The organism is Pseudomonas sp. Larv2_ips (assembly GCF_963879675.1).
Taxonomy (GTDB): domain Bacteria; phylum Pseudomonadota; class Gammaproteobacteria; order Pseudomonadales; family Pseudomonadaceae; genus Aquipseudomonas.
Genome location: NZ_CAWOAW010000027.1, coordinates 575,042 through 594,280, shown reverse-complemented (window position 1 = coordinate 594,280; position 19,239 = coordinate 575,042). Strand labels below are relative to the sequence as shown.

Here is a 19,239-nt window from a genome sequence, read left to right as displayed (position 1 = left end):
GTTAGACAGTTTCCGATGATATATTTTCGATAGAGCTATCCATTGCCGGCAAACGCATTTCGCCCAAAAAAAGTCGTGGGAGCAGGGTGTCTCGGAGCTGAATGAGAGATTTGGATTGCTCTTGGTTCACCGCAATTTTCTGCTGAATACTGTCAGTAATATATTCAAACACCTCCGCCACCTCTTCCGACGGAACAACTACGGGGTACCGCCCTAGGACATCATTCTGGACACGCTGCCGACCACTAGTACCAGACATACTTTGCATTGCGTGCTCGCGAAACGCAGAGTGGCGCGCCAGTAAGTAGCCATGATAAGCAGGTAGTGGTGCTTTGGGACGAAGTACTACAAACTCAGTCGAACCCCAACCTACTTGATCACCCGAAAGAAAATCGACAAAAGCACACTTTCCATTTTCGAGGCACGGTGTGATACGGGCAAGCAGAGTGTCACCGTTGATGAACTTGGTGCCCGACCCCATCTCTCGCTGAGCGACGTTGCTGACTACATGGCCTCGTGTACCGACGTTTGCCATATCTAGATACGGCGCCAATTCCCCCTTCTTGAGCTTACGTGATGGATTAATTTCATAAGCATCGGCAAGCGCCAGTATCTGCCACCCCTTAGGCACTAGCCCCAACTCCGATAGTTCAAAACTATCGGGAAACAAAGAAGCAGTAGCGGAATCAATGCCCCCCGGATCAACTCCTTCTACCTTAGCGATCACGGGGTCAAAATTGATGAACCACGACTCGAAAAGCGCTTGGGCAATAGCTTCCAGGGTAGCGTTGGTCTCACGCAGCAGCGCTACTCTCTTTTCAATGCCATCGAGCAACTCTACAAGAAGCGTTCCAGCAGTAGTAAGGGATGGAACCGGAAAATCTAGAAAATCGTCACGGGATAGTCCAAGGGTAGTTGTACCAGTCGCACGCTCCCGACAATAGCTTCGATAAGATGGCGTTCTTAAAAGCCAGTAGACGTAATCTTTTGAAATTGACTCACTATTGAAAATAAGCTTAACGGTATCTTGCGTTAAGCGACCTGATGGGATATCAATAGGAACGCGTGCGACCGCTCCTAGCAAATCTGCTGATTGAGTAACGTCTTTTAATGAAACGTAAATATCACCTGGTTTGAGTGAGATCTTTTCAGGACATTCCCCCCCATACGTCTTGAAACCTCTGTAACGAAATCCGCCATTAGGCTCAATAGAGGCCAAACCCAGTAATACTGGACCTGAAATTCCTACTAAGGCACCTTTATATGTCGTTCCCCGCTGCAAGCTGACAAAATCGCGGAGTGTTCGTGAACTCTCAGACGTCATAACCGAGCCTCGACAATTGCTCGCTGATCAAATGATCAAGCTCAACCCCCTTAGCCATCTGCTCCCCTAACAGAACCGTAAGATGCTGCATTTTATCGGCAAAGGCATCGTCGTCGTTTTCCACCGCTTCAGCCCCAACATAACGGCCTGGGGTCAGAACGTAACCGTGTTCGGCGATTTCGGCGAGGCTGACACTCCGACAGAAACCAGGTACGTCAACGTACTCAGCTATCTCTCCCCCCACATTCAATGGTTCACCACGCCAGTTAGCGACAATTTGAGCGATGTGTTCGATCTCACTGTCGAGCAGCTCAATTTGTACTCGGCTAATACTCGTCCCAAGCTTTCGTGCATCAATAAACAGCACCTCACCCGAACGCTTGGGCTTCTGCTTGGCGAGGAACCATAAACACGCAGGAATCTGTGTATTTAGAAATAGTTGCCCCGGCAACGCAACCATCACTTCCACTACATCAGCCACAACCATTGCCCGACGGATATCGCCTTCTGTGTTCTGACTGGAACTCATCGAACCATTTGCCAAAACAATTCCTGCCCGACCACTTAACTTGAGGTGATAAAGCATGTGCTGCAGCCACGCATAATTAGCGTTACCTTGAGGTGGCGTGCCATAAACCCAACGGGGATCGCCTTCCAGGCTACCGTGCCACCAATCACTAATATTGAATGGGGGATTGGCCATTACAAAGTCAGCGCGCAGTTCTGGATGCTGATCACGCACAAAGCTATCAGCTGGCTCCTTGCCAAGATTGCCCTCGAAACCGTGGATCGCAATATTCATCGCTGCCAAACGCCAAGTCGTTGGGTTGGACTCCTGACCATAGATAGAAACATCCCCAAGCTTACCGCCATGGGCCTTGATGAATTTCTCCGACTGCACAAACATACCGCCAGACCCGCAACACGGGTCATAGACCTTGCCATGATGCGGGTTTAGCGCAGCCACCAGGGTCTTGACGATGCTGGCCGGGGTATAGAATTGACCAGCGTTCTTGCCCTCAGCACGAGCAAACTGCCCAAGAAAATATTCATACACCTGCCCCAGTAAATCACGCGCCTTGCCAATCTCCGAGCCGAAACCAATAGTTGAGATTAGGTCGACCAGTTCACCCAATTTTCCGTCCGGCAACTCAACGCGGGCAAAGCGCTTGTCCAGCATGTTTTTTAGCTTGGGGTTTTCCACCTCGATAGCACTTAAGGCATCATCAATGTGCTTGCCGATATCTACCCGCTTCGCAGCAGCACGTATCGATTCCCAGCGCGCCACTTCGGGCACCCAGAACACATTCACTTCTTTGTAGTAGTCGCGCTCCTCCAGCTCTTGAGCCAGTAGTTCAGCATCGTCGCTGTCCAGATAATAATCGTCACTGGCATCCGCAAAGCGTCGCACCAGCTCCGCGCGGCGTCCAGCAAAGCTGTCAGAGATGTATTTGAGGAAGATCAGGCCAAGGACGATGTGCTTGTACTCAGCAGCATCCATGTTGGCGCGCATCTTATCCGCAGTAGCCCACAGCGTTTTTTGCAGATCCTGCAGGGTATTACTGGTTTGCAGACCTGTGGGCTTGCGCCCAGGCTTCTTCTTTACCGACTCAAGCTCTGGGGTGACAGGACTTTCGCTCGACAAAAAACGAGCACGTGCCTGATTGAGCGCTTCTTCAGCAAGACTGCTGGCGGTCTGTTCGGCACCCTTTTGATCCGTCATGGACTACTTCCTACATTCGACGCAGATGAATCGCGTGATAAAAATTGAAAACCCGACCACAGAGGTTCGGGCGAAGATCGCCCGTATGATAACGGGTCGCCACCTGTTTAGTCTGAGTTGTGACAACCGAGAGAGCGCAGTGCCTGGCGCAGCTCACCGAGCACGGATGCCATGACCCCAATTGGGCAGCAGGCTACTGCACAAAATGGAAACGGATGAGTTGAAATGTCGCCAATAGCGACATGAAGGTAATACGTGTCGCAAAAACGATAAATTGCGACATGAGGACAGTAAGCTAACAAGCAAGCTCGTATGGCATTTGGTCAGCACCTTGCCGACCAAATGCAGAGGTCACATCAACTAGGCTGTAAACACGCCACAGCCCGATCCGCCACCATCTTCGCCATCTCCACCAAATGCATCACCGCCCGATGCGGCGCCCCAAGCGGTTCACCAAGCGCCTGCGACGTAGCCACCGCACACTGCAGCAGCTCAGCCACTCGTACCCAGGCATCCTCAAAGCTCAGCTCTTCATTAACAGTGAATGGCTCAGTCGCAGCCGATGAAGGGAAATCCGAAACAACATCATCCATAGCAAAACTCCAATCGATAATTTGGAGCTGCCGCTACCCGCGACTAAACGAAAGGCGGCAGCTGTACGCAGGTTAGTCGACCGGTCGATTGGAAACCCGGCGCACCCGGAGGTGCCCTGCGCACAGCCACCATAAGATGCAGGCGAAGGGGTGCCTGACTCATGAATTGCTATGCGCCAATCGAATCCGGGCGACTAAACCCGATCACTGAAAATGCAGTGACGGTCCGCAGCCTAGTCGCGGGATTTTGCTGGCGCAAGCCGCTGGGATTCTCTAGGAAACGTCCTGCAAATGAAAGGGACCGGTACTGCTGGCCCTTCAACCATTGTCATCTTTGAGTTGACAGTATTACCCCTCCCACCTGATTTATCCCCCACGCCCCACCCATTAATCTGTGCCCATGTTGAACGCAACGCCAAACCAACCCAACTAAAAAAAGGATTTCAACCATGAGCACTCCAACCCTCAGCCGCTTGAACAAAGACGACGCCGTAGTTCTGCTGGTCGACCACCAAACCGGCCTGATCTCGCTGGTCCAGGACTTCTCCCCCAACGAGTTCAAGAACAACGTGCTGGCCCTGGCCGACCTGGCGAAGTTCTTCAACCTGCCGACGATCCTCACCACCAGTTTCGAGCAAGGTCCTAACGGCCCGTTGGTGCCGGAACTGAAGGAGATGTTCCCGGAGGCGCCCTATATCGCTCGCCCGGGTCAGATTAATGCGTGGGATAACGAGGATTTCGTTAAGGCGGTCAAGGCGACTGGGCGCAAGCAGATCATCATTGCGGGTGTGGTGACGGATGTGTGTGTGGCGTTCCCGACGTTGTCGGCGCTGGCGGAGGGTTTTGAGGTGTTTGTGGTGACGGATGCGTCGGGCACGTTCAATACCACGGTGCAGCAGGCGGCGTGGAGCCGGATGACGCAGGCGGGTGCGCAGTTGATGAATTGGTTTTCGGTGGCGTGTGAGTTGCAGGGCGACTGGCGCAATGACATGGAAGGGTTGGGGAATTTGTTGTCCCAGCGGATTCCTAACTATCGGAATTTGATGAATGGGTATGCGGCGGTGACGGCGCGTCAGGGCTGAGGTTGACGGGATTTCCCCAAAAACCTGTGGGAGCGGGCTTGCCCGCGATGGCGGTGAATCAGTCGATATATTCGGTGACTGATGCACCATCTTCGCGGGCAAGCCCGCTCCCACATTTGATCTTCGCTGCCTTGGAGTATTGGTGCAGACCCGCTCACCACAGAGGCGCTGTTTGCCCTTACTCAGTCGAGGATCAGGTGCGGCAAGAACCGGCTTGAGTCTTTGGTGATCAAGCTATTGTCTTCGCGCACGCCGATGCCGGCGGCTTGATCGCCAATCACCCACGACCCGATCAGCGTGTAGCTGTCGCCAAAGCGCGGCAGCGGCGCGAATTCCTGGAGGATGAACGGCGCGTCGGTGTAGGGGCCGTCTTCTTTTACGATCAGGCCGTCGGCGGTTTGCAGTTCGATGTTGGCGCCTTCGCGGGAGAAGAACGGTTTGCGCACCCAGCCCTTTGGCACGGCTTTGCCGGGGTCGGTATCCAGGTGGGACGCGAGCAGGTTGGGGTGGCCTTGGTTGAATTCCCACAGCAGCGGCAGGACGCCTTTGTTGGAGAGGATGGATTTCCAGGCGGGCTCGAAGAACTGGGTATCGCACTCGGCAATCGCGGCGCCGAAGGGCTCGTGGAAGATGAATTCCCAGGCGTGCAGTTTGAACAGGTGCGCAATCCAGCGATCTTCGAGGTCGACGAAACGGCCTTCGCTGGTGAGGCCAATGTCTTCAATGTCGATGTGGCGTGATTCGATGCCGACTTTTTCCGCGACCAGGCGCAGGTAGTCCGTGGTGCCTTTGTCTTCGACCGAGTCTTTCATCGAGGCGAAGTAGAACGGCTGGTTGACCTGCAATTGGGCGAAGGCCTGGTGCAGTTTGGTGTCGATGCTGTTGAACTGGTCGGCATGCTTGGGCAGCAGGCCGCGTTCGATGCATTGTTCCAGCCAGCCCCATTGAAACGCCGCCGCCTCGTAGAGGCTGGTCGGTGTGTCGTAGTTGAGCTCCAGCAGCTTGGCGGGCCCGGTGCCGTTGTAGGAGAAGTCCATGCGCCCGTACAGGTGCGGGTGGCCTTCGAGCCATGAGGTTCGGATCATGTCGAAGAATGGCGCGGGAATGCTCAGCCGCTCAAGCAACTCTTCGCTCTGCACCACGCGGGCCACGAGGTCCATGCACATGTCATGGATCTCGGCGGTCGGGTCTTCGAGGTCGCGCTCGATTTGCTTGAGCGTGAACTGGTAGTAGGCGCTTTCGTCCCAGTAGGGTTCGTCGTCGATGGTGTGGAACAGGAAGCCGAGGCTGTCGGCGGTCTGTTTCCAGTCATGACGCTCTGCGCAGTGGATCTTTTTCATGGCCCGGTTTCCTTAACTGCTCGACCCGCCGCCGCCCCAGCCGCTGCGGGCGCTGGCTTTGCTGCCAAAGCCGCCACGGGAGGTCGAGGACGCCACGGACACCGGCTTGCTGGAGGAGCGCAGCGTGTTCGTGTAGTTGCTGCTGCCGTACCTGGCCTGGTTGGACCGGCCAAACGTCGCCCCATTCGAGACCCGCTGGTTGAGGGTCGAAGAGCCGTAATCGCCGCGATCATCGCGGTAGCGGTAGACCGGCTCGGAGCGGTAGCTGTTGCGATTGTTGCTGAGCATGTTGCCGATCAGCAGGCCCGTCAGCAGGCTGCTGGTGGAGAACCCTGAGCCGCCACTGTTCGCTTGGGCGCCGCCGGCTTGAGCGTTGGCCGCATCGACCTGGGATTGCGTCACCTGGCCGGCGGCGGTCAGTTCGAAACCGCCCAGTTTGGGGATGAACTTGCCGTTGGAGTCCTGCTGACACCAGTTGGCGACAAAGTCGGCATCGCAATCGGCCTGGCTGTCGTACACCGGAGCAATGCGCCGATGTTCGGCCATGGCCGTCATGTAGGCGTCCGAGCACACGTCCACCGGCAGCTTTTCATCGGCGCATTGCTGAACCGACTGGAAGTTGTACTTCTTTTGCAAATCGTAGGTTTTTTCGGTCGGCCCGCAGCCGGATATCGCCATCGCGACCGACGCTGCCAGCGACAACTGGACGTACTTGCTTCGTTTCATCGGGAGCTCCGTGCGCGATCAGTTCTGGGTAGGCGTCATGCACGCGGCATTCAACATGCCGACGCTGATGGACACGGCGGCCACGTAGATACCGGCGGCGAGTTCGCCATTCTTGATGCGCTCGGACGTGCCTTTGAGCACCAGGCTGGTCAGCAGAAACGCCAACAGTTGGACGACGGCGGCGATCACCGCCCAGACGACGAAGTCGAGGAGGCTGATCGAGTAGGCAATCACGTTGCTGGCCGGAATGGCGAAGCCGATGATGGCACCGCCCAGCGCGACCGCAGCCGACACGTTGCCCGCACGGATCAGTTCGAACTCCTTGTGCGGCGTGATGCGGGTGTAGATGAACTGGAACAGTGCGAACAGCACGGCCGCACCGAGGATGTAGGTGACAAAGCCAAACACAGCGGCTTTGTTCAGAGAGATAGAGAGCGCTTCCAGCATGGGGTTTTCCTTTTTTTAAAGCGTAGTCAGGTCGGTTGTGTACAGCGAAATGCCCAGCGACGTACTCAGGCTGACGGCGCCCTCTGCGTCTTCTTCGACGGAAAACAGCAGAAACTCGCGACGATCAGTCAGACCCGTGTCGCGGGCGTACAGCATCGAACGGTGCTCGACGCTGTAGGCGTCCTCGGGGTTTACAACCTGTTCGGTCATCGCCACCAGCTCTGTCTGGCCAGCCTCGCTGCCCCACACACGGGCGTATTCGACGCCGTTGTGGGTGTAGGTTGGCAGCCCGATCAGACTCTGTGGCCCCGCCAGTCGACGCAGTTCCGCTTCACTGCTGATGGTGACGACACTGAGGTAGTTGAACAGGATCACCGACTCGACCTGCCCGGCGATCTCGCCGGTGGTGTGCACCTGCAGCCAGTAATCTTCGTCGTTCATGTAATAGCGCGACAGCCAGGTCGACTGGCCGAGGTCTACGGTGCCGTTGGCCCAGATTTCCTGGGAGCCAGGGATCACCACCGTGGTTTTTTCATCGAGCAACAATTTCAGGCTCGCGTCGAACATCACGCCTTTGCCGGGTGCCAGGCCTAGTGGCCCGGTGGCCGGCTGGGTGTTGCCGGCTGTCCATTGCGGCGCAGTATTCGCTTTCGGGGCCTCAAGCCCCATCAATTGTTTAAACCATCCCATTGGAGATTTCCTTGAGGCGAGCGGAGGCGATGCAGAAGCGGGGAAAGAGGGAGGCGGCGCGCAGGCGCAACAAAAGAAACATCGACATTTGGCCCCTGACTCCCTGGGTATTTGATTGCGAATGACAAGATCGCCTCGGCGTGTGGAGGCTCAAGCGCGGTCACCCGGCATTAAACCTGCTGCGCGGCGAGGATAGAAGTACCTTGGCTGCAATAAACCCGGCGAACGCGCCAAAGAAGTGCCCCTCGAACGAGATCCCCTGACGAGGCAGGAAACCCACGACCAGGCCACCATACAGCACCGCTACAACACCGGCCGTTATCAGGTTGCTCCAGCTTCTGTGAAACCAGGCGCGAGACAGCAGGTAGGCCCAGAGCCCGAATACCCAGCCGCTGGCACCGATGTGTACGCCGCTGAAACCGAACAGCCAGACCAGCGAACCGCCCAGCAGAATAATGATCGCACTGACGGCAATGAACCGATGGACTCCATCGACAATGACCAAGGTGCCCAGGGCCAAAAAGGCGATCAGGTTTGCGCTCAGATGAGCAAACGACGCGTGCAAAAACGGTGAGGTGAGGATGCCGAGCAGCCCCTGCACCGTTCTCGGGATCAGGCCGAATGCCATGAGGCTGTAACCGGTCGCCACATTGACCAGTTGCAGCGCAACCATCAACAGGGCAAGGCCTGCGATTGTCTTGAAACCCTTCAGGGCATCCATCCTGACCTCGATGTAAAAAAAGAAGGGCAGAGCCTGCCCTTCTTGCTTCGGCGCGGCTTACTCGGCCGACTTTTGCTTCAGGCGTTCCAGAATCGCATTGGCGCTGCCTGTGTCCGGCGTGATGCCGGCGTCGCGCAGCTTGCGCTCCAGGTCGGTGCCCGTGGATGCCTCAGCCAGTTCATCCTGGGCTTGCAGCTCAGCGGCACGTTGCTGCTGTTTGGCCTGCAAGCGATTCAGGGTACCGACGGCGGTTTCCAGCTTGCCGTTGGCGCCACCACTGGCGATGGACGCGCTGACCTGGGCCTTCTGTACGCTTTCGCGCGCCTTGGCCATGTCCACTTGCTGGCGCAGGCTTTTGATCCGGCTTTCGGCTTTGGTAATGTCCTTGCGCATGCCGTCGGCGTACCCGCCAAACTCCGTGGCCTGCTTTTGCTCGACGTCACGTTCGTTGGTCAGGGTCGAAATGGCTTCGGCCACTTCCATGGCCAGGTCTTCACGATTGGCCTGGATAGCGGCCATGGCCTTGGACTCCAGGTCCTTGATCTTGGCGTCGTACTCACCGACGCGATCAGCCGCCAGTTTGTGCTTGGCCATGATGCTCACCAGCTCACGCTTGGCGTTGGCCAGCGCCGTGTCGGCGTCGCGAATTTCCTGGTCGAGGATGCGCAGGGCTTGTTGGTCGACGATCGATTCGCCGACTTCGCTGGCACCGCCACGCAGCGCGGTGAACAATTTGCTCCAGATGGACTGAGTCATTGGATACTCCCGAATACTTAATTGAAGAAACGTTCGAAGGCTTCGCTGGCGCGCTGCACGTTGTCGACCAGGGTTTTCACCTCAGTCACGATGTTGGTCAGGCTGGAGTCGGAGCTCAACGCACCGAACATGTTGTAAACAACTTGGCCGTTAGGCATGGACTCGATGCCGATCGAAGAAAGCGGGAACATCTCCCGGCTGCGCAGCACCGCATCATTGAAAGCCGTTACGTCATTGATGGACTCGACGTCGACCAGCACGGTGTCCACGATGATCTGTTCGCCGACCACCGCGATGTAAATCGGCAAGCCCCCGAAGTCGTTCATTTCCAGCTTGATGCTGGACTCGGCGCCTTGAACGAGAGAAAGCGTAATGTCGTTGGAAACCACTTCATCCAGAGCCTGAAGCGCTGTGAAGAGGCGATCGATATTCCAGTTAGTACCTGCGCTCATGAAATTCTCCGACATGAATGAGCCAGCCAGAATCGGTTGGCGAAGCTGTTTCTCCATTTGCTTGAGCAGGCTTCGGTTTTCGGGAAGCACCCAAGTCTCGTGTTTCACATAACCGGCGGCCGCCAGGCCCGCGCGCATCTGCTTCATGTAAAAGCTCGATGGTTTTTTCGCGGGCGACTTCAAGCGCTCTCCCTTGCGGCTTGCTGAATCAGGATCGGGCCCTGCTGGCGGGCTCGATGGAGAGCTGCTTTTCATGGTGCTGACCTCGTTGTGAAAAACTCACGCGTGAGAAAATCTACAGGCAATGTTGGCGATGCTCAATAGCTCACGCGTGAGATTTTTTCTGGTTCGTCGCACCTGTCAAAAAGCACCCTCCGCTCAAGAATGCCTCTGCCGGCATTGAAATCTGATGAACGGTTCTTCGACGGGAGCGGTGTACCACCACCCAGCTCGACGCGCTCTACGATAAGCCCGCGTTGAACGTCAGGCTATTTTGCCTATACGCGCCCTACTCCATAAATGTTCCGAAATAACCTCGCCGTTGTGAATTGTTGTGAAGGCTTTGCGAATTGACTAAAAGTCCGTGCTAAGTTCCGTCACGTCATCTTTCACAGCAGCAACGCCCAGCGGCCAACCAACTAAGGCCGCCCTCTCGTTATTCAATAAACCGCCTCGGGTAAGTTACCTAGGAAGTTGTGCGGCCCTGCGCGTTTTAAAAGGGGCAGGCGTAATAATTAGATCAGGAGAAGTACCATGGTAGCGAAGGTAGAAACGACCCCAAAGGACGCAGCGGTCACTCAAAAAAGCTCCGTCGCTGCCTGGGAAAAATCCGTCGAAAAAGCGTCTGCACCCAAAGACGAATTGGGTAAAGGGCAGAAACGCCCCGAAGGTGATACCCGCTCAGCCCAGCAAATTATTGATGACACGCCGCTGCTCGCCCAGCTCGGTAATCAAAGTGGCGTGAAAGACAACCTTAAAAAGCAGGTCGGCGATTTTGAGAAAGACGCGGACGCAGCCTATCGCGCCTCGAAAGTGCTGGAGCATGTCGAATACATCGACGAAAACGGCAAGCTGACCGATGGCAAAGATGTGGGCAATAGCAGCATCGACGGCTTCACCAAGGATGGCGAGGCGCGGCATGGCACTGAGGCGGGCCGGCTGCAGGATTTCGGCAAGTATGGCTATTCCAGCCTGCGCGGCGAGGTGGTGAAGTCGGACTTGGGTGACCAGCAGAAGCGCCCCGACGGTGACACGCGCTCGGCCAAGGAGATTATCGACGCCACACCGCTGCTGAAAAACCTCGGCAACCAGAGCGACGTGAAGGACAACCTCAAGAAGCAAGTGGGCGATTTCGAGAACGACGCCGACGCCGCGTACCGCGCCACCCAGGTGCTGGAACATGTGGTGAGCATCGATGAAAACGGCAATTTGCTCACTGGCATCGACGCCAGGAATAAAGACAACAACAGCATCGACGGTTTCACCAAAGACAAGGAAGCCCGCCATGGCACCGAGGCCGGGCGCTTGCAGGATTTCGGCAAGTACGGCTATTCGAGCCTCAAAGGCGACCTGATGCACGTCAAAGACGCGACGCACACCGACAAGGCCGCGCCGCCCGATGAGCCCGAAGACGTGCAGGCCCTGCGCGACAAATACAACATCCCGACCTTCGGTGCCGAAGGGCTGATGGACATGGAGTTGCCCAACGACAAGACCGTGGGCGGCCAGACGGCCGAGAACTTTGTGCAGGGCATTCGCGATGACATCAAGAGCGGCAAGCTGGCCGAAGACTCGGATGAAGCCAAGATCGTCAAGCTGATGGACGCCCAGGCCGCGCTGGACAACGGCTACGACCTGTACGGCTACGCGGAGAGCATCAACCTGGGCAGCGGCACATACCGTGAGACGGATAAGACCCCGACCCAGTTGAACGGCAAAGACGTCAAAGAGATGGTCGACGAGGACAAACTTGCCAAAGAAATTTCCACGTTGATGGGCAAGGAAGGGATTAAGGAACGCTACGATGCAGAACTAAAGAAAAGTGTCGGTAGTTTGTCGGAAGATCGGTTGAATGAAGTTCGCGAACAAGTATTCCCGGCCCTCTTCAAAGACGGCACCCGTGATGCCAACTTGAACTTCGAAGAATATGTGATCGCGATGAATGACTCGGGTGATCCGAAGAAATCGGAAATGGCCGAGTTGGACGTAGACCGCTATTTCGAGTCGCTGCGCATTCTTGAACCGGACAGCTACACCGCGCGCAAACAGACGTTCGACCAGAACATGATGACGCACCAGCTCAACACGTACATGGAAAACCCCGACAAGGTCTCGCCGGAAAATACCGAAAGTGGGCTGAAGGCCTCGTTCACGATGATCAAGGGCGGTATCAACGCCGCCCTGGGTGGCCTGGACAAGGGCGACAAAGCCTACGACATGTACAAAAAGATGAAGGATGAGATCGACATCCTCGACGGCCATATCAAAGGGCTGACGCCGGCAGAGAACAAACAGATCGCAGCGGCCATTCGTCTCGCGGCTGCCAGCGGCGACCCGAAAGCCATCGACAAGGTGGTCGACACCCAATTGAAGGGCCTGGGCGCCAATCGCGAAGCGGCCGCCGGTTCCTTGAAGACAGTGCTGCACACCGCCAGCTCCACCGGCGGGCTCAGTGCCATGGCGGGCACCATGAACCTGGTCAGCGGCGCGCTGCAGCTCGCCAATGGCGGCGGCAACATGACCGACGACCAGAAGATCGCCGCCGCGAAAGACCTGGTCGCCGGCTTGAGCTTCACCAACGACTTCCTCAAGTTCGGTTCGAACATTGTGGAAACCCTGGGTGGCACTAAACCCTATGAACCTGACGTGGACAAAGACGGTAAAGGCCCGGCAAAAATCAAAGCCACTGAATGGCTCGGCTTGATCGATGAGAACCTCCCGGACATCTGGGGCAAGAAAACCACAGAAAAATCTGACGCGCTGGCCGCATCCATCAGCACCCGCGTCAAGGAAGCTTCCGACACCCTCAAGAAACTCGACGTGGGCAACCTGTCGGCCGATGAGGTGAAGGAGTACGACAGCGCCGCCAAAACCCTCGGCGAGCACATGGGCGTCAAGGACCTTCCCGGCAAAGGTACGCCAGCGTCCAAATCCGAAATTGCGATCGCCTCGGGGCGTTCGTTCCTGCGGTTTATGGGCGGCTCCGGCCTGGACTTGACCGGCGGCGTGATGGACATCGTTTCCGGCGCGCGCAAACTGAAAAACGCCAAGACCGCACTGGAAAAAACTGACGCGGCCTTCACGCTGGGCGGGGGTGCGTCCGGTACCGGCATGGCGATCGCCAATACCATCTCGATGTTCGCCCCCAAAGGTGCTCACCTGGCAGGCAAACTGGCCGGTGATGTTGCCGCGACGGTCATACGCGGGCTCGCCATCGGCGCGCGCGTGGCGGGTCCGATTTTCGCCGTGGCGGGTGTGATCTTCGGGGTCGCAGGCACCCTGATTGCCGAGGCGGTCGAGCATGCCAAAATGCAAAAACTCACCGATTCCCAAGGCAAGTTCTTCAAAGACCTCGCCGACGCCGGCGTGACCAAGGACGACTGGGGCGACAAGCTCGAATACGCGCGCTATGCCACCTACATGTACGGCGGCCGCGACACGCCGGACGACAAGTCGATGTTCGAGTATCAGTCGGATGAGTGGAAACACTTCCAGGAAACCGCAGACAAAAAAGGCAGCTCGCTCGCGCGACTGGCGCCCTACCTGCACAAAGACAGCGACCCGGACAGCAAAAACCTGTGGGAAAAATTCCTCGCAGGCGGCACCAGCTCCAGCGGGCCGCATGGCAGTGAACGGCACACCGACGATTGGCGGCCTTGGGGCAGCACGGACATGGAGACGGGGAGCAAGCACACGGCTTGATGTTGCGTAGGCATTTATCAGACGAGCCCATGCCGTTCAGTCAAGCGTAAATCCCTGTGGAAGCGGGCTTGCCCGCGAAAGCGGTGGTTCAGTCAACATCAATGTTTGCTGGGCTGACGTCTTCGCGGACAAGCTCGCTCCCACAGTTGATCTTCGCTGCGTGGCGTATTGCGTTCGCTTAACTGAGCGGCCTTGAGGCGCGGCATGGTCCGGCGCTTGACTCTCCCCTATACGGCACACCCTACCCTGAAAGCCCCCTTTTCAGGACCTCATCCCATGCCACAGCGCATCCTGGTCATCCTCGGCCACCCTTGCGGCACGAGCTTCTGCTCAGCCTTGGCCGATGCCTACATCCACAGTGCAAAAGTCGCCGGCCAACAAGTACGCGTCCTACCCTTGCGCGACCTCTCTTTCGACCCCGTGCTTCACCACGGCTACACACAGATCCAAGCATTGGAACCTGACTTGCTCAGCGCCCAGTCCGACATCCTCTGGGCCACCCATCTGGCATTCGTTTTCCCGATCTGGTGGGGTGGCATCCCGGCGTTATTGAAAGGGTTCATCGACCGTATTTTCCTACCCGGCTTTGCCTTTAAATACCGCGAAGGCAAGTCATTTCCTGACAAGCTGCTGCTCGGCCGAACCGCGCACGTGTTGGTGACCCTGGACACGCCGCCGTGGTATTACCGCTGGTTCTACCGCATGCCCGGTATTCATCAGTTACGCAGCACCACACTGGCGTTTTGCGGCATCAAGCCGACCAAGACGTTGATGTTCGGGCCGGTGTTGGCCTCTACGCCAGCGCAGCGGGCAAAGTGGCTGACTCAGGCTGGCGGACTAATGAAAAAAGGGAGTTTTCATGTACATCGGCAAAGCCGCGCAACTGTCGGGCACGACCATCAAGGCGATTCGTCACTATGAGGCGATAGGCCTGTTGCCTGCGCCGCAGCGGGAAGGGCGTTACCGGGTCTATTCGGCGCAAAGTGTCGAGCTGCTGGCATTGATCAAGTGCGCCCAGCAGTTGGGGTTCAAGCTCAAGGAGTTGCAGGGAATTCTGCACGGGCACGAGGGCGATGCCTTGCCTTGGGAGCGTGCAGACCAGGCCATCGCCAGCAAGAAGCGCGAACTGGCCTGCAAAATTGCCGGGTTGCAGCAGATGCAGGCGGAGTTGATGGCGTTTGAAGCGCAGCTCAAGGACGCGCAGGGGCAGTGCCCGTCAATAAGCATTTTCGCCAGTTGAGGTAGCCTTCAGCCTCGAATTGACACCGATTTTTTCGTTCTCTACGCCGTCCCTTTCTGATTTTTCCAGCCGTTCATCCAGGCGCTTTTTCCTGCGGCATGCTCCGACGCCTTGCTATTTTGCCGAGACGTCACGGATGACCCACGCCGCCCACATTGCCTTTATCGAACATGAGCTCAATGGCTTCCATCAGAGCCTGGCGGAGTATCGCCAGCAGATGGGCGCCTGGTATGCGCGGGCGCTGGATACGGTCAGCCATGCAGCGGACAGCACCAATGAACATGGGAAAGATAATCGGAGAAGGATACAAACGGGACGGCTACGAATATGGAAAACAGAAAAAAGCCAGAGTTTTTTTGAATGAAGACGGAAACCCCATAACAGCCTTTACGGATTTCGAATGAAAATTAAACCAAGCCTCTCAACAATCCAAGGTCTGCTTTTTACATATTGCATCGAAAATACAAGAAACCCTGACAGAGAGGAGCTTATTGCTCTCACAGATGTTAACAACTCGAAAGAGCTTAAAGACCTGTTTGACAAGCTGACCAGACCAGAATTTATCAGATATAAACATGAAGAAAGACAGCGACACATCCAGACCCTAGAACACTTTCTAAATACTGAGGAAACATTCGAAGCTGTTTTTTGCCTTTTCGACACTTACTTCAATGACGAAATCATTGATAAAAGACAGTTCATGAAAGTATTACTTGAGTGCCTTATACGTTACAACTTAGAAGCCAACGCATAAACCGTAACGTTGCTCGCGTTGGGCTGCGAAGCAGCCCCAATAAACCCTACGCGTTTCCCAAGCAAAACCCGCATCGCCAGTTTTGAGGCTGCTGCGCAGCCAAACCAAAGGCAAGCCTGTTCGCCACAATAAGCCTGCTCATCACAACAAACCTACTCACCAGATACCAAGGTTCACCCTCGAAAAAATGAGTGAACCCGGCGCCCCAATCAACTCATCACCGATATCGCTACGACTGTCAGCGCCGGCTAATTAACATCACCCAACCCAACGGGCAAACAGCCAGCTATCGCTATGACCCGTTCGGTCGGCGTATCAGCAAAACCGTCGACGACCTAACCACGGAGTTTTTCTGGCAAGGCGACAAGCTGGTTGCGGAGCATCACGCGGATCGTCATCGCAGTTACCTCTACGAACCGGACAGATTTCGTCCGTTAGCACTGCTGGATGCCTTTGGTCCAAAAGACATTCAGCCGTTCCACTACCCACTCGACCACTTGGGCACACCACAGCCTCCGTCAACCGCTCCAGGATTGGTATTGCACAATGAGTTACCTAGAAGCAGAGATCGACGAAAGCTTAGAAAACCTGGGTATTCAGAGTAGAAAACTTGCCCCCGAAGACCTAGATATATTAATCGCATCTCTTGGCAACGTGTTTTTCTGCGAGAGTGCCAACCCTCTTGATCCAATTCAATTACGGGTTAACCGCACGGAGTACAACCCTGATTTCTGGCAAGAGGTATCAAAATACATTGAAAGTGATCAGTTGATTTTCGTTGTGTTCGACACGTCCTATAGAGCATGGGAAATCGCCTCTCCCCAACACCTTGAGCGTATTTTATCTGATACCACTGGATACCCATTCTGGGTGACGGACATGAGCTTTAGATTTTTGATCTATATGGACGACCATAATTGCTTTAGTTGGGCTTATCCCTGAAAAACAACTTCGCTCACGCGGCCATCAACAAACCTGGCAACGAGCAAAACGGCTAATGAAAACACGTATCCAACCGCACCAACCTCCACCTGCCCAGTTTTTTAAACACCTCACCAGCACCGAATCGCTGTTCGCTCAGGCAAACATCACCACTCCTATCGCGCGGCCCTCCAGCGCAGGGCTCATATGAGAACCGGCGAGAAATAAAACCGACCGTATCCCCCTCCGTATGCCTAAAAGACTTCTGAAGGACGACAAATGATTACTCTACTGAAAAAGTCATCAGACCGTATAACAAACCACTATAAAAAAGGGAAAGTAATAGCACTCAATAAGCATGCAAATGATGATGTGATATTGCTCATTGAGGGAACAGCTATAAACTGTTTTGTCAGCTACTGACCCTACACTATCGAATTGGAGAAACCTAGGACATAGAACTCACCCTAAACCTTTCCGACGACTACGAGATTGAACGGGTTGAACCGAGGAAAATACTGGTTGAAAAGGCGAATTATGGTTATTGCTACTTCCTCTACGGAGAGCTACTCAATGAGACTTTTCTTACTTTCACTTCGCTGAGCGATGAAGATATCCACTACGAACACCCCGAATGTAACGAGCACTTTATTAAATTGAAAGTTCAAAGAATTGACGCTAGCTTCCGCTGAGCCTGACAGTGAGATCAGCCCCCATCGCCTTCCTGTATTCACAAAAAGGCGTCCAGCGCAAAGCTCTAGATTTTGAAGCATATCCACGCCGAGGCTTGGAGCAAGCGGTCAATGACTCTCTCGAATAGTTTGAAAGCAGCATAATCGGTCAGCGCCGGCCAACGTCGGTGCATGCCGGAGTCACCGGCGGTGAAAAGGACTCGGGTAGGCCATCAGCGCGCGCCGGTTACTACAACGCATTGGAATCCAGCCAGAAGGCCACACTGGGTATCACCGATTGGCTGGAATGGTTCCTGAAAACCTTGCTGCTCAGCCTGGAGCAGGCGATGGCGCGAATTGACTGAGTTCTGGCCAAGACCCGGTTTTGGCAGCAGCACCGCGACCTCTCGTTATCTGCCGAACAGATCAAGGTACTCAACGGCCCTGCTCGACGGCGGTGAAAAAGGGCTTCGAACACGGTATCAACGCCGCGCAGTAGCAGGCGGTGGCGAAGGTGTCCAAGGCCACCGCAACTCGGCATCTTACTGATCTGCTGGAAAAAAACTGCCTGGTCCGTTTGCCTGGTGGAGGCCGTAGTACGCGCTATCAAATCAATGGCTGAAGCGACTGAAGCCACCCGCTCATTTGCCCACAATCCCCATGTCTGCTAGTGTCGCGCCGGTTTACCGTCTACCGGAATAGCCGCCATGGCCCGCAAAAAAGTTGCACTCGATTTCGAACAATCCCTCGCCGACCTGCAAACTCTGGTCGAGCGTCTGGAGAACGGCGAGTTGTCGCTGGAAGATTCGTTGACGGCGTTCGAGCAAGGCATCGGCCTGACGCGCGACTGCCAGAGCGCGTTGGCGCAGGCTGAGCAGAAAGTGCAAGTGCTGCTGGAACGGGACGGGGAGTTGGCCGAAGAACCTTTCGATGCGGAACAGCCGGAATGATCGACGCGTATCAGGCCAGTAGCCAAGCCCGGGTCAACGCGGCGCTCGAGCCCTTGTTTGTTGCGCCAAGCCCGGAAATGAAGCGTCTCTACGAAGCCATGCGCTACAGCGTCATGAATGGCGGCAAGCGTGTGCGCCCGTTGCTGGCCTATGCGGCGTGTGAAGCGCTGGGCGCGCCGGCCGAGCAGGCCAATGGTGCGGCGTGTGCGGTGGAGCTGATTCACGCCTATTCCCTGGTGCATGACGATTTGCCGGCGATGGACGACGACGATTTGCGTCGCGGCCAGCCGACCACCCACAAAGCCTTTGATGAAGCCTACGCCATTTTGGCCGGCGATGGCCTGCAGAGCCTGGCGTTCAGCGCCCTGCTGGACCCACGCTTAAATAGCGTGAACGCAGAAAACAGCCTGCGCATGGTGACCGCCCTCGCCCTGGCCGCAGGCCCGGCCGGTATGGTCGGCGGGCAAGCGATCGACATGGGTTCGGTCAGCCTCAAGCTGGATCAACAGGCCCTGGAACATATGCATCGCCACAAGACCGGCGCGCTGATCGAAGCCGCCGTGCACCTGGGTGCGTTGGCCAGTGGCCGTGCCGAAGCTGCGCAATTGGCCGCCCTGCAGACCTATTCCCGGGCTGTCGGCCTGGCGTTTCAGGTGCAGGACGACATTCTCGACGTCGAAAGTGACACCGCGACCCTGGGCAAACGCCAAGGCGCGGATGCCGCACGCGATAAACCGACCTATCCGGCCTTGCTTGGCCTTGAAGCGGCCAAGGCGTATGCCCTGGAACTGCGCGACCAAGCCCTGGATGCCCTGCGACCTTTCGACGCGGCGGCCGAGCCTCTGCGCGACCTGGCGCGGTATATCGTCGAACGCCGCCACTGATAATGGCGGCCATTGCAGCCGCATATCGGCCAAGTTCGGCGCTC

The 19,239-nt window shown here is 56.1% G+C and carries 19 protein-coding genes and 2 pseudogenes; 11 read left to right on the top strand and 10 right to left on the bottom strand.

Annotation, left to right across the window (positions count from 1 at the left end; genetic code table 11):
• Position 1: 1 nt before the first annotated feature.
• The 3 genes from AACV02_RS19755 to AACV02_RS19745 form a co-directional block, all read right to left on the bottom strand.
• Positions 2-1,324: a hypothetical protein gene (locus AACV02_RS19755; RefSeq protein WP_218568303.1), complete on the bottom strand. Its 1,323-nt coding sequence runs from the start codon at positions 1,322-1,324 to the stop codon at positions 2-4.
• Positions 1,314-3,047 carry a type I restriction-modification system subunit M gene (locus AACV02_RS19750; RefSeq protein ID WP_119741435.1) on the bottom strand — a complete coding sequence of 578 codons (1,734 nt, stop codon included), beginning with the start codon at positions 3,045-3,047 and terminating at the stop codon, positions 1,314-1,316. The genes AACV02_RS19755 and AACV02_RS19750 overlap by 11 nt, the downstream gene beginning before the upstream one ends.
• 356 nt (positions 3,048-3,403) lie before the next feature.
• Entirely contained in the window at positions 3,404-3,640 is a 237-nt protein-coding gene (locus AACV02_RS19745) for a DUF6124 family protein (RefSeq protein WP_119741433.1), read from the bottom strand.
• A gap of 449 nt (positions 3,641-4,089) precedes the next feature.
• On the opposite strand from AACV02_RS19745, the gene ycaC reads away from it, so the two are divergent.
• The gene (gene ycaC / locus AACV02_RS19740; protein ID WP_064454308.1) at positions 4,090-4,722 is read left to right on the top strand and encodes an isochorismate family cysteine hydrolase YcaC; all 633 of its coding nucleotides are present in this window, start codon (positions 4,090-4,092) and stop codon (positions 4,720-4,722) included.
• A gap of 182 nt (positions 4,723-4,904) precedes the next feature.
• Here ycaC and AACV02_RS19735 read toward each other — a convergent pair whose 3' ends face one another.
• The 7 genes from AACV02_RS19735 to AACV02_RS19705 form a co-directional block, all read right to left on the bottom strand.
• Entirely contained in the window at positions 4,905-6,062 is a 1,158-nt protein-coding gene (locus AACV02_RS19735) for a glutathionylspermidine synthase family protein (protein ID WP_119741431.1), read from the bottom strand.
• Positions 6,063-6,074: 12 nt separating this feature from the next.
• A complete protein-coding gene (locus tag AACV02_RS19730) occupies positions 6,075-6,788 on the bottom strand; it encodes a DUF1190 domain-containing protein (protein WP_119741429.1) in 714 nt (237 codons plus the stop codon).
• Between the two features lie 18 nt (positions 6,789-6,806).
• Positions 6,807-7,235 carry a DUF350 domain-containing protein gene (locus AACV02_RS19725; RefSeq protein WP_106580265.1) on the bottom strand — a complete coding sequence of 143 codons (429 nt, stop codon included), beginning with the start codon at positions 7,233-7,235 and terminating at the stop codon, positions 6,807-6,809.
• A 15-nt stretch (positions 7,236-7,250) separates the two neighbouring features.
• Positions 7,251-7,925, bottom strand: coding sequence for a DUF2491 family protein (locus tag AACV02_RS19720; protein WP_119741427.1), 675 nt, complete (start codon positions 7,923-7,925; stop codon positions 7,251-7,253).
• Between the two features lie 160 nt (positions 7,926-8,085).
• On the bottom strand, positions 8,086-8,646 hold the full coding sequence (locus AACV02_RS19715; RefSeq protein WP_119741424.1) for a rhomboid family intramembrane serine protease: 561 nt from the start codon (positions 8,644-8,646) through the stop codon (positions 8,086-8,088).
• Positions 8,647-8,703: 57 nt separating this feature from the next.
• Positions 8,704-9,402: a PspA/IM30 family protein gene (locus AACV02_RS19710; RefSeq protein ID WP_106580262.1), complete on the bottom strand. Its 699-nt coding sequence runs from the start codon at positions 9,400-9,402 to the stop codon at positions 8,704-8,706.
• Positions 9,403-9,419: 17 nt separating this feature from the next.
• The gene (locus tag AACV02_RS19705; RefSeq protein WP_119741422.1) at positions 9,420-10,001 is read right to left on the bottom strand and encodes a YjfI family protein; all 582 of its coding nucleotides are present in this window, start codon (positions 9,999-10,001) and stop codon (positions 9,420-9,422) included.
• Between the two features lie 606 nt (positions 10,002-10,607).
• Between AACV02_RS19705 and AACV02_RS19700 the strand changes: the two genes are divergently transcribed.
• The 10 genes and pseudogenes from AACV02_RS19700 to ispA all read left to right on the top strand — a co-directional run bounded on the left by AACV02_RS19700 (position 10,608) and on the right by ispA (position 19,195).
• Positions 10,608-13,775, top strand: coding sequence for a hypothetical protein (locus AACV02_RS19700; protein ID WP_119741420.1), 3,168 nt, complete (start codon positions 10,608-10,610; stop codon positions 13,773-13,775).
• Positions 13,776-14,051: 276 nt separating this feature from the next.
• Positions 14,052-14,696, top strand: a complete 645-nt coding sequence (locus AACV02_RS19695) for an NAD(P)H-dependent oxidoreductase (RefSeq protein ID WP_119741418.1) — start codon at positions 14,052-14,054, stop codon at positions 14,694-14,696.
• Positions 14,635-15,015 (top strand): MerR family transcriptional regulator, encoded by a 381-nt coding sequence (locus AACV02_RS19690; protein WP_119741416.1) that lies wholly within the window; start codon positions 14,635-14,637, stop codon positions 15,013-15,015. The genes AACV02_RS19695 and AACV02_RS19690 overlap by 62 nt, the downstream gene beginning before the upstream one ends.
• Positions 15,016-15,151: 136 nt before the next feature.
• Positions 15,152-15,379, top strand: a complete 228-nt coding sequence (locus AACV02_RS19685) for a hypothetical protein (protein ID WP_157986854.1) — start codon at positions 15,152-15,154, stop codon at positions 15,377-15,379.
• Positions 15,380-15,415: 36 nt separating this feature from the next.
• Positions 15,416-15,769, top strand: a complete 354-nt coding sequence (locus tag AACV02_RS19680) for a hypothetical protein (protein WP_119741414.1) — start codon at positions 15,416-15,418, stop codon at positions 15,767-15,769.
• A 224-nt stretch (positions 15,770-15,993) separates the two neighbouring features.
• Positions 15,994-16,311 (top strand): annotated as a pseudogene (locus AACV02_RS19675) (RHS repeat domain-containing protein); the annotation flags it as partial.
• A gap of 4 nt (positions 16,312-16,315) precedes the next feature.
• Positions 16,316-16,711, top strand: coding sequence for a hypothetical protein (locus AACV02_RS19670; protein WP_119741412.1), 396 nt, complete (start codon positions 16,316-16,318; stop codon positions 16,709-16,711).
• A gap of 889 nt (positions 16,712-17,600) precedes the next feature.
• Positions 17,601-17,983, top strand: a pseudogene (locus AACV02_RS19665) (DUF4172 domain-containing protein); the annotation flags it as partial.
• A gap of 85 nt (positions 17,984-18,068) precedes the next feature.
• Entirely contained in the window at positions 18,069-18,311 is a 243-nt protein-coding gene (locus AACV02_RS19660) for an exodeoxyribonuclease VII small subunit (RefSeq protein WP_003176346.1), read from the top strand.
• The gene (gene ispA / locus AACV02_RS19655) at positions 18,308-19,195 is read left to right on the top strand and encodes a (2E,6E)-farnesyl diphosphate synthase (protein WP_106580251.1); all 888 of its coding nucleotides are present in this window, start codon (positions 18,308-18,310) and stop codon (positions 19,193-19,195) included. Before AACV02_RS19660 ends, ispA begins: the two co-directional genes overlap by 4 nt.
• The last annotated feature ends 44 nt before the right edge of the window (positions 19,196-19,239 follow it).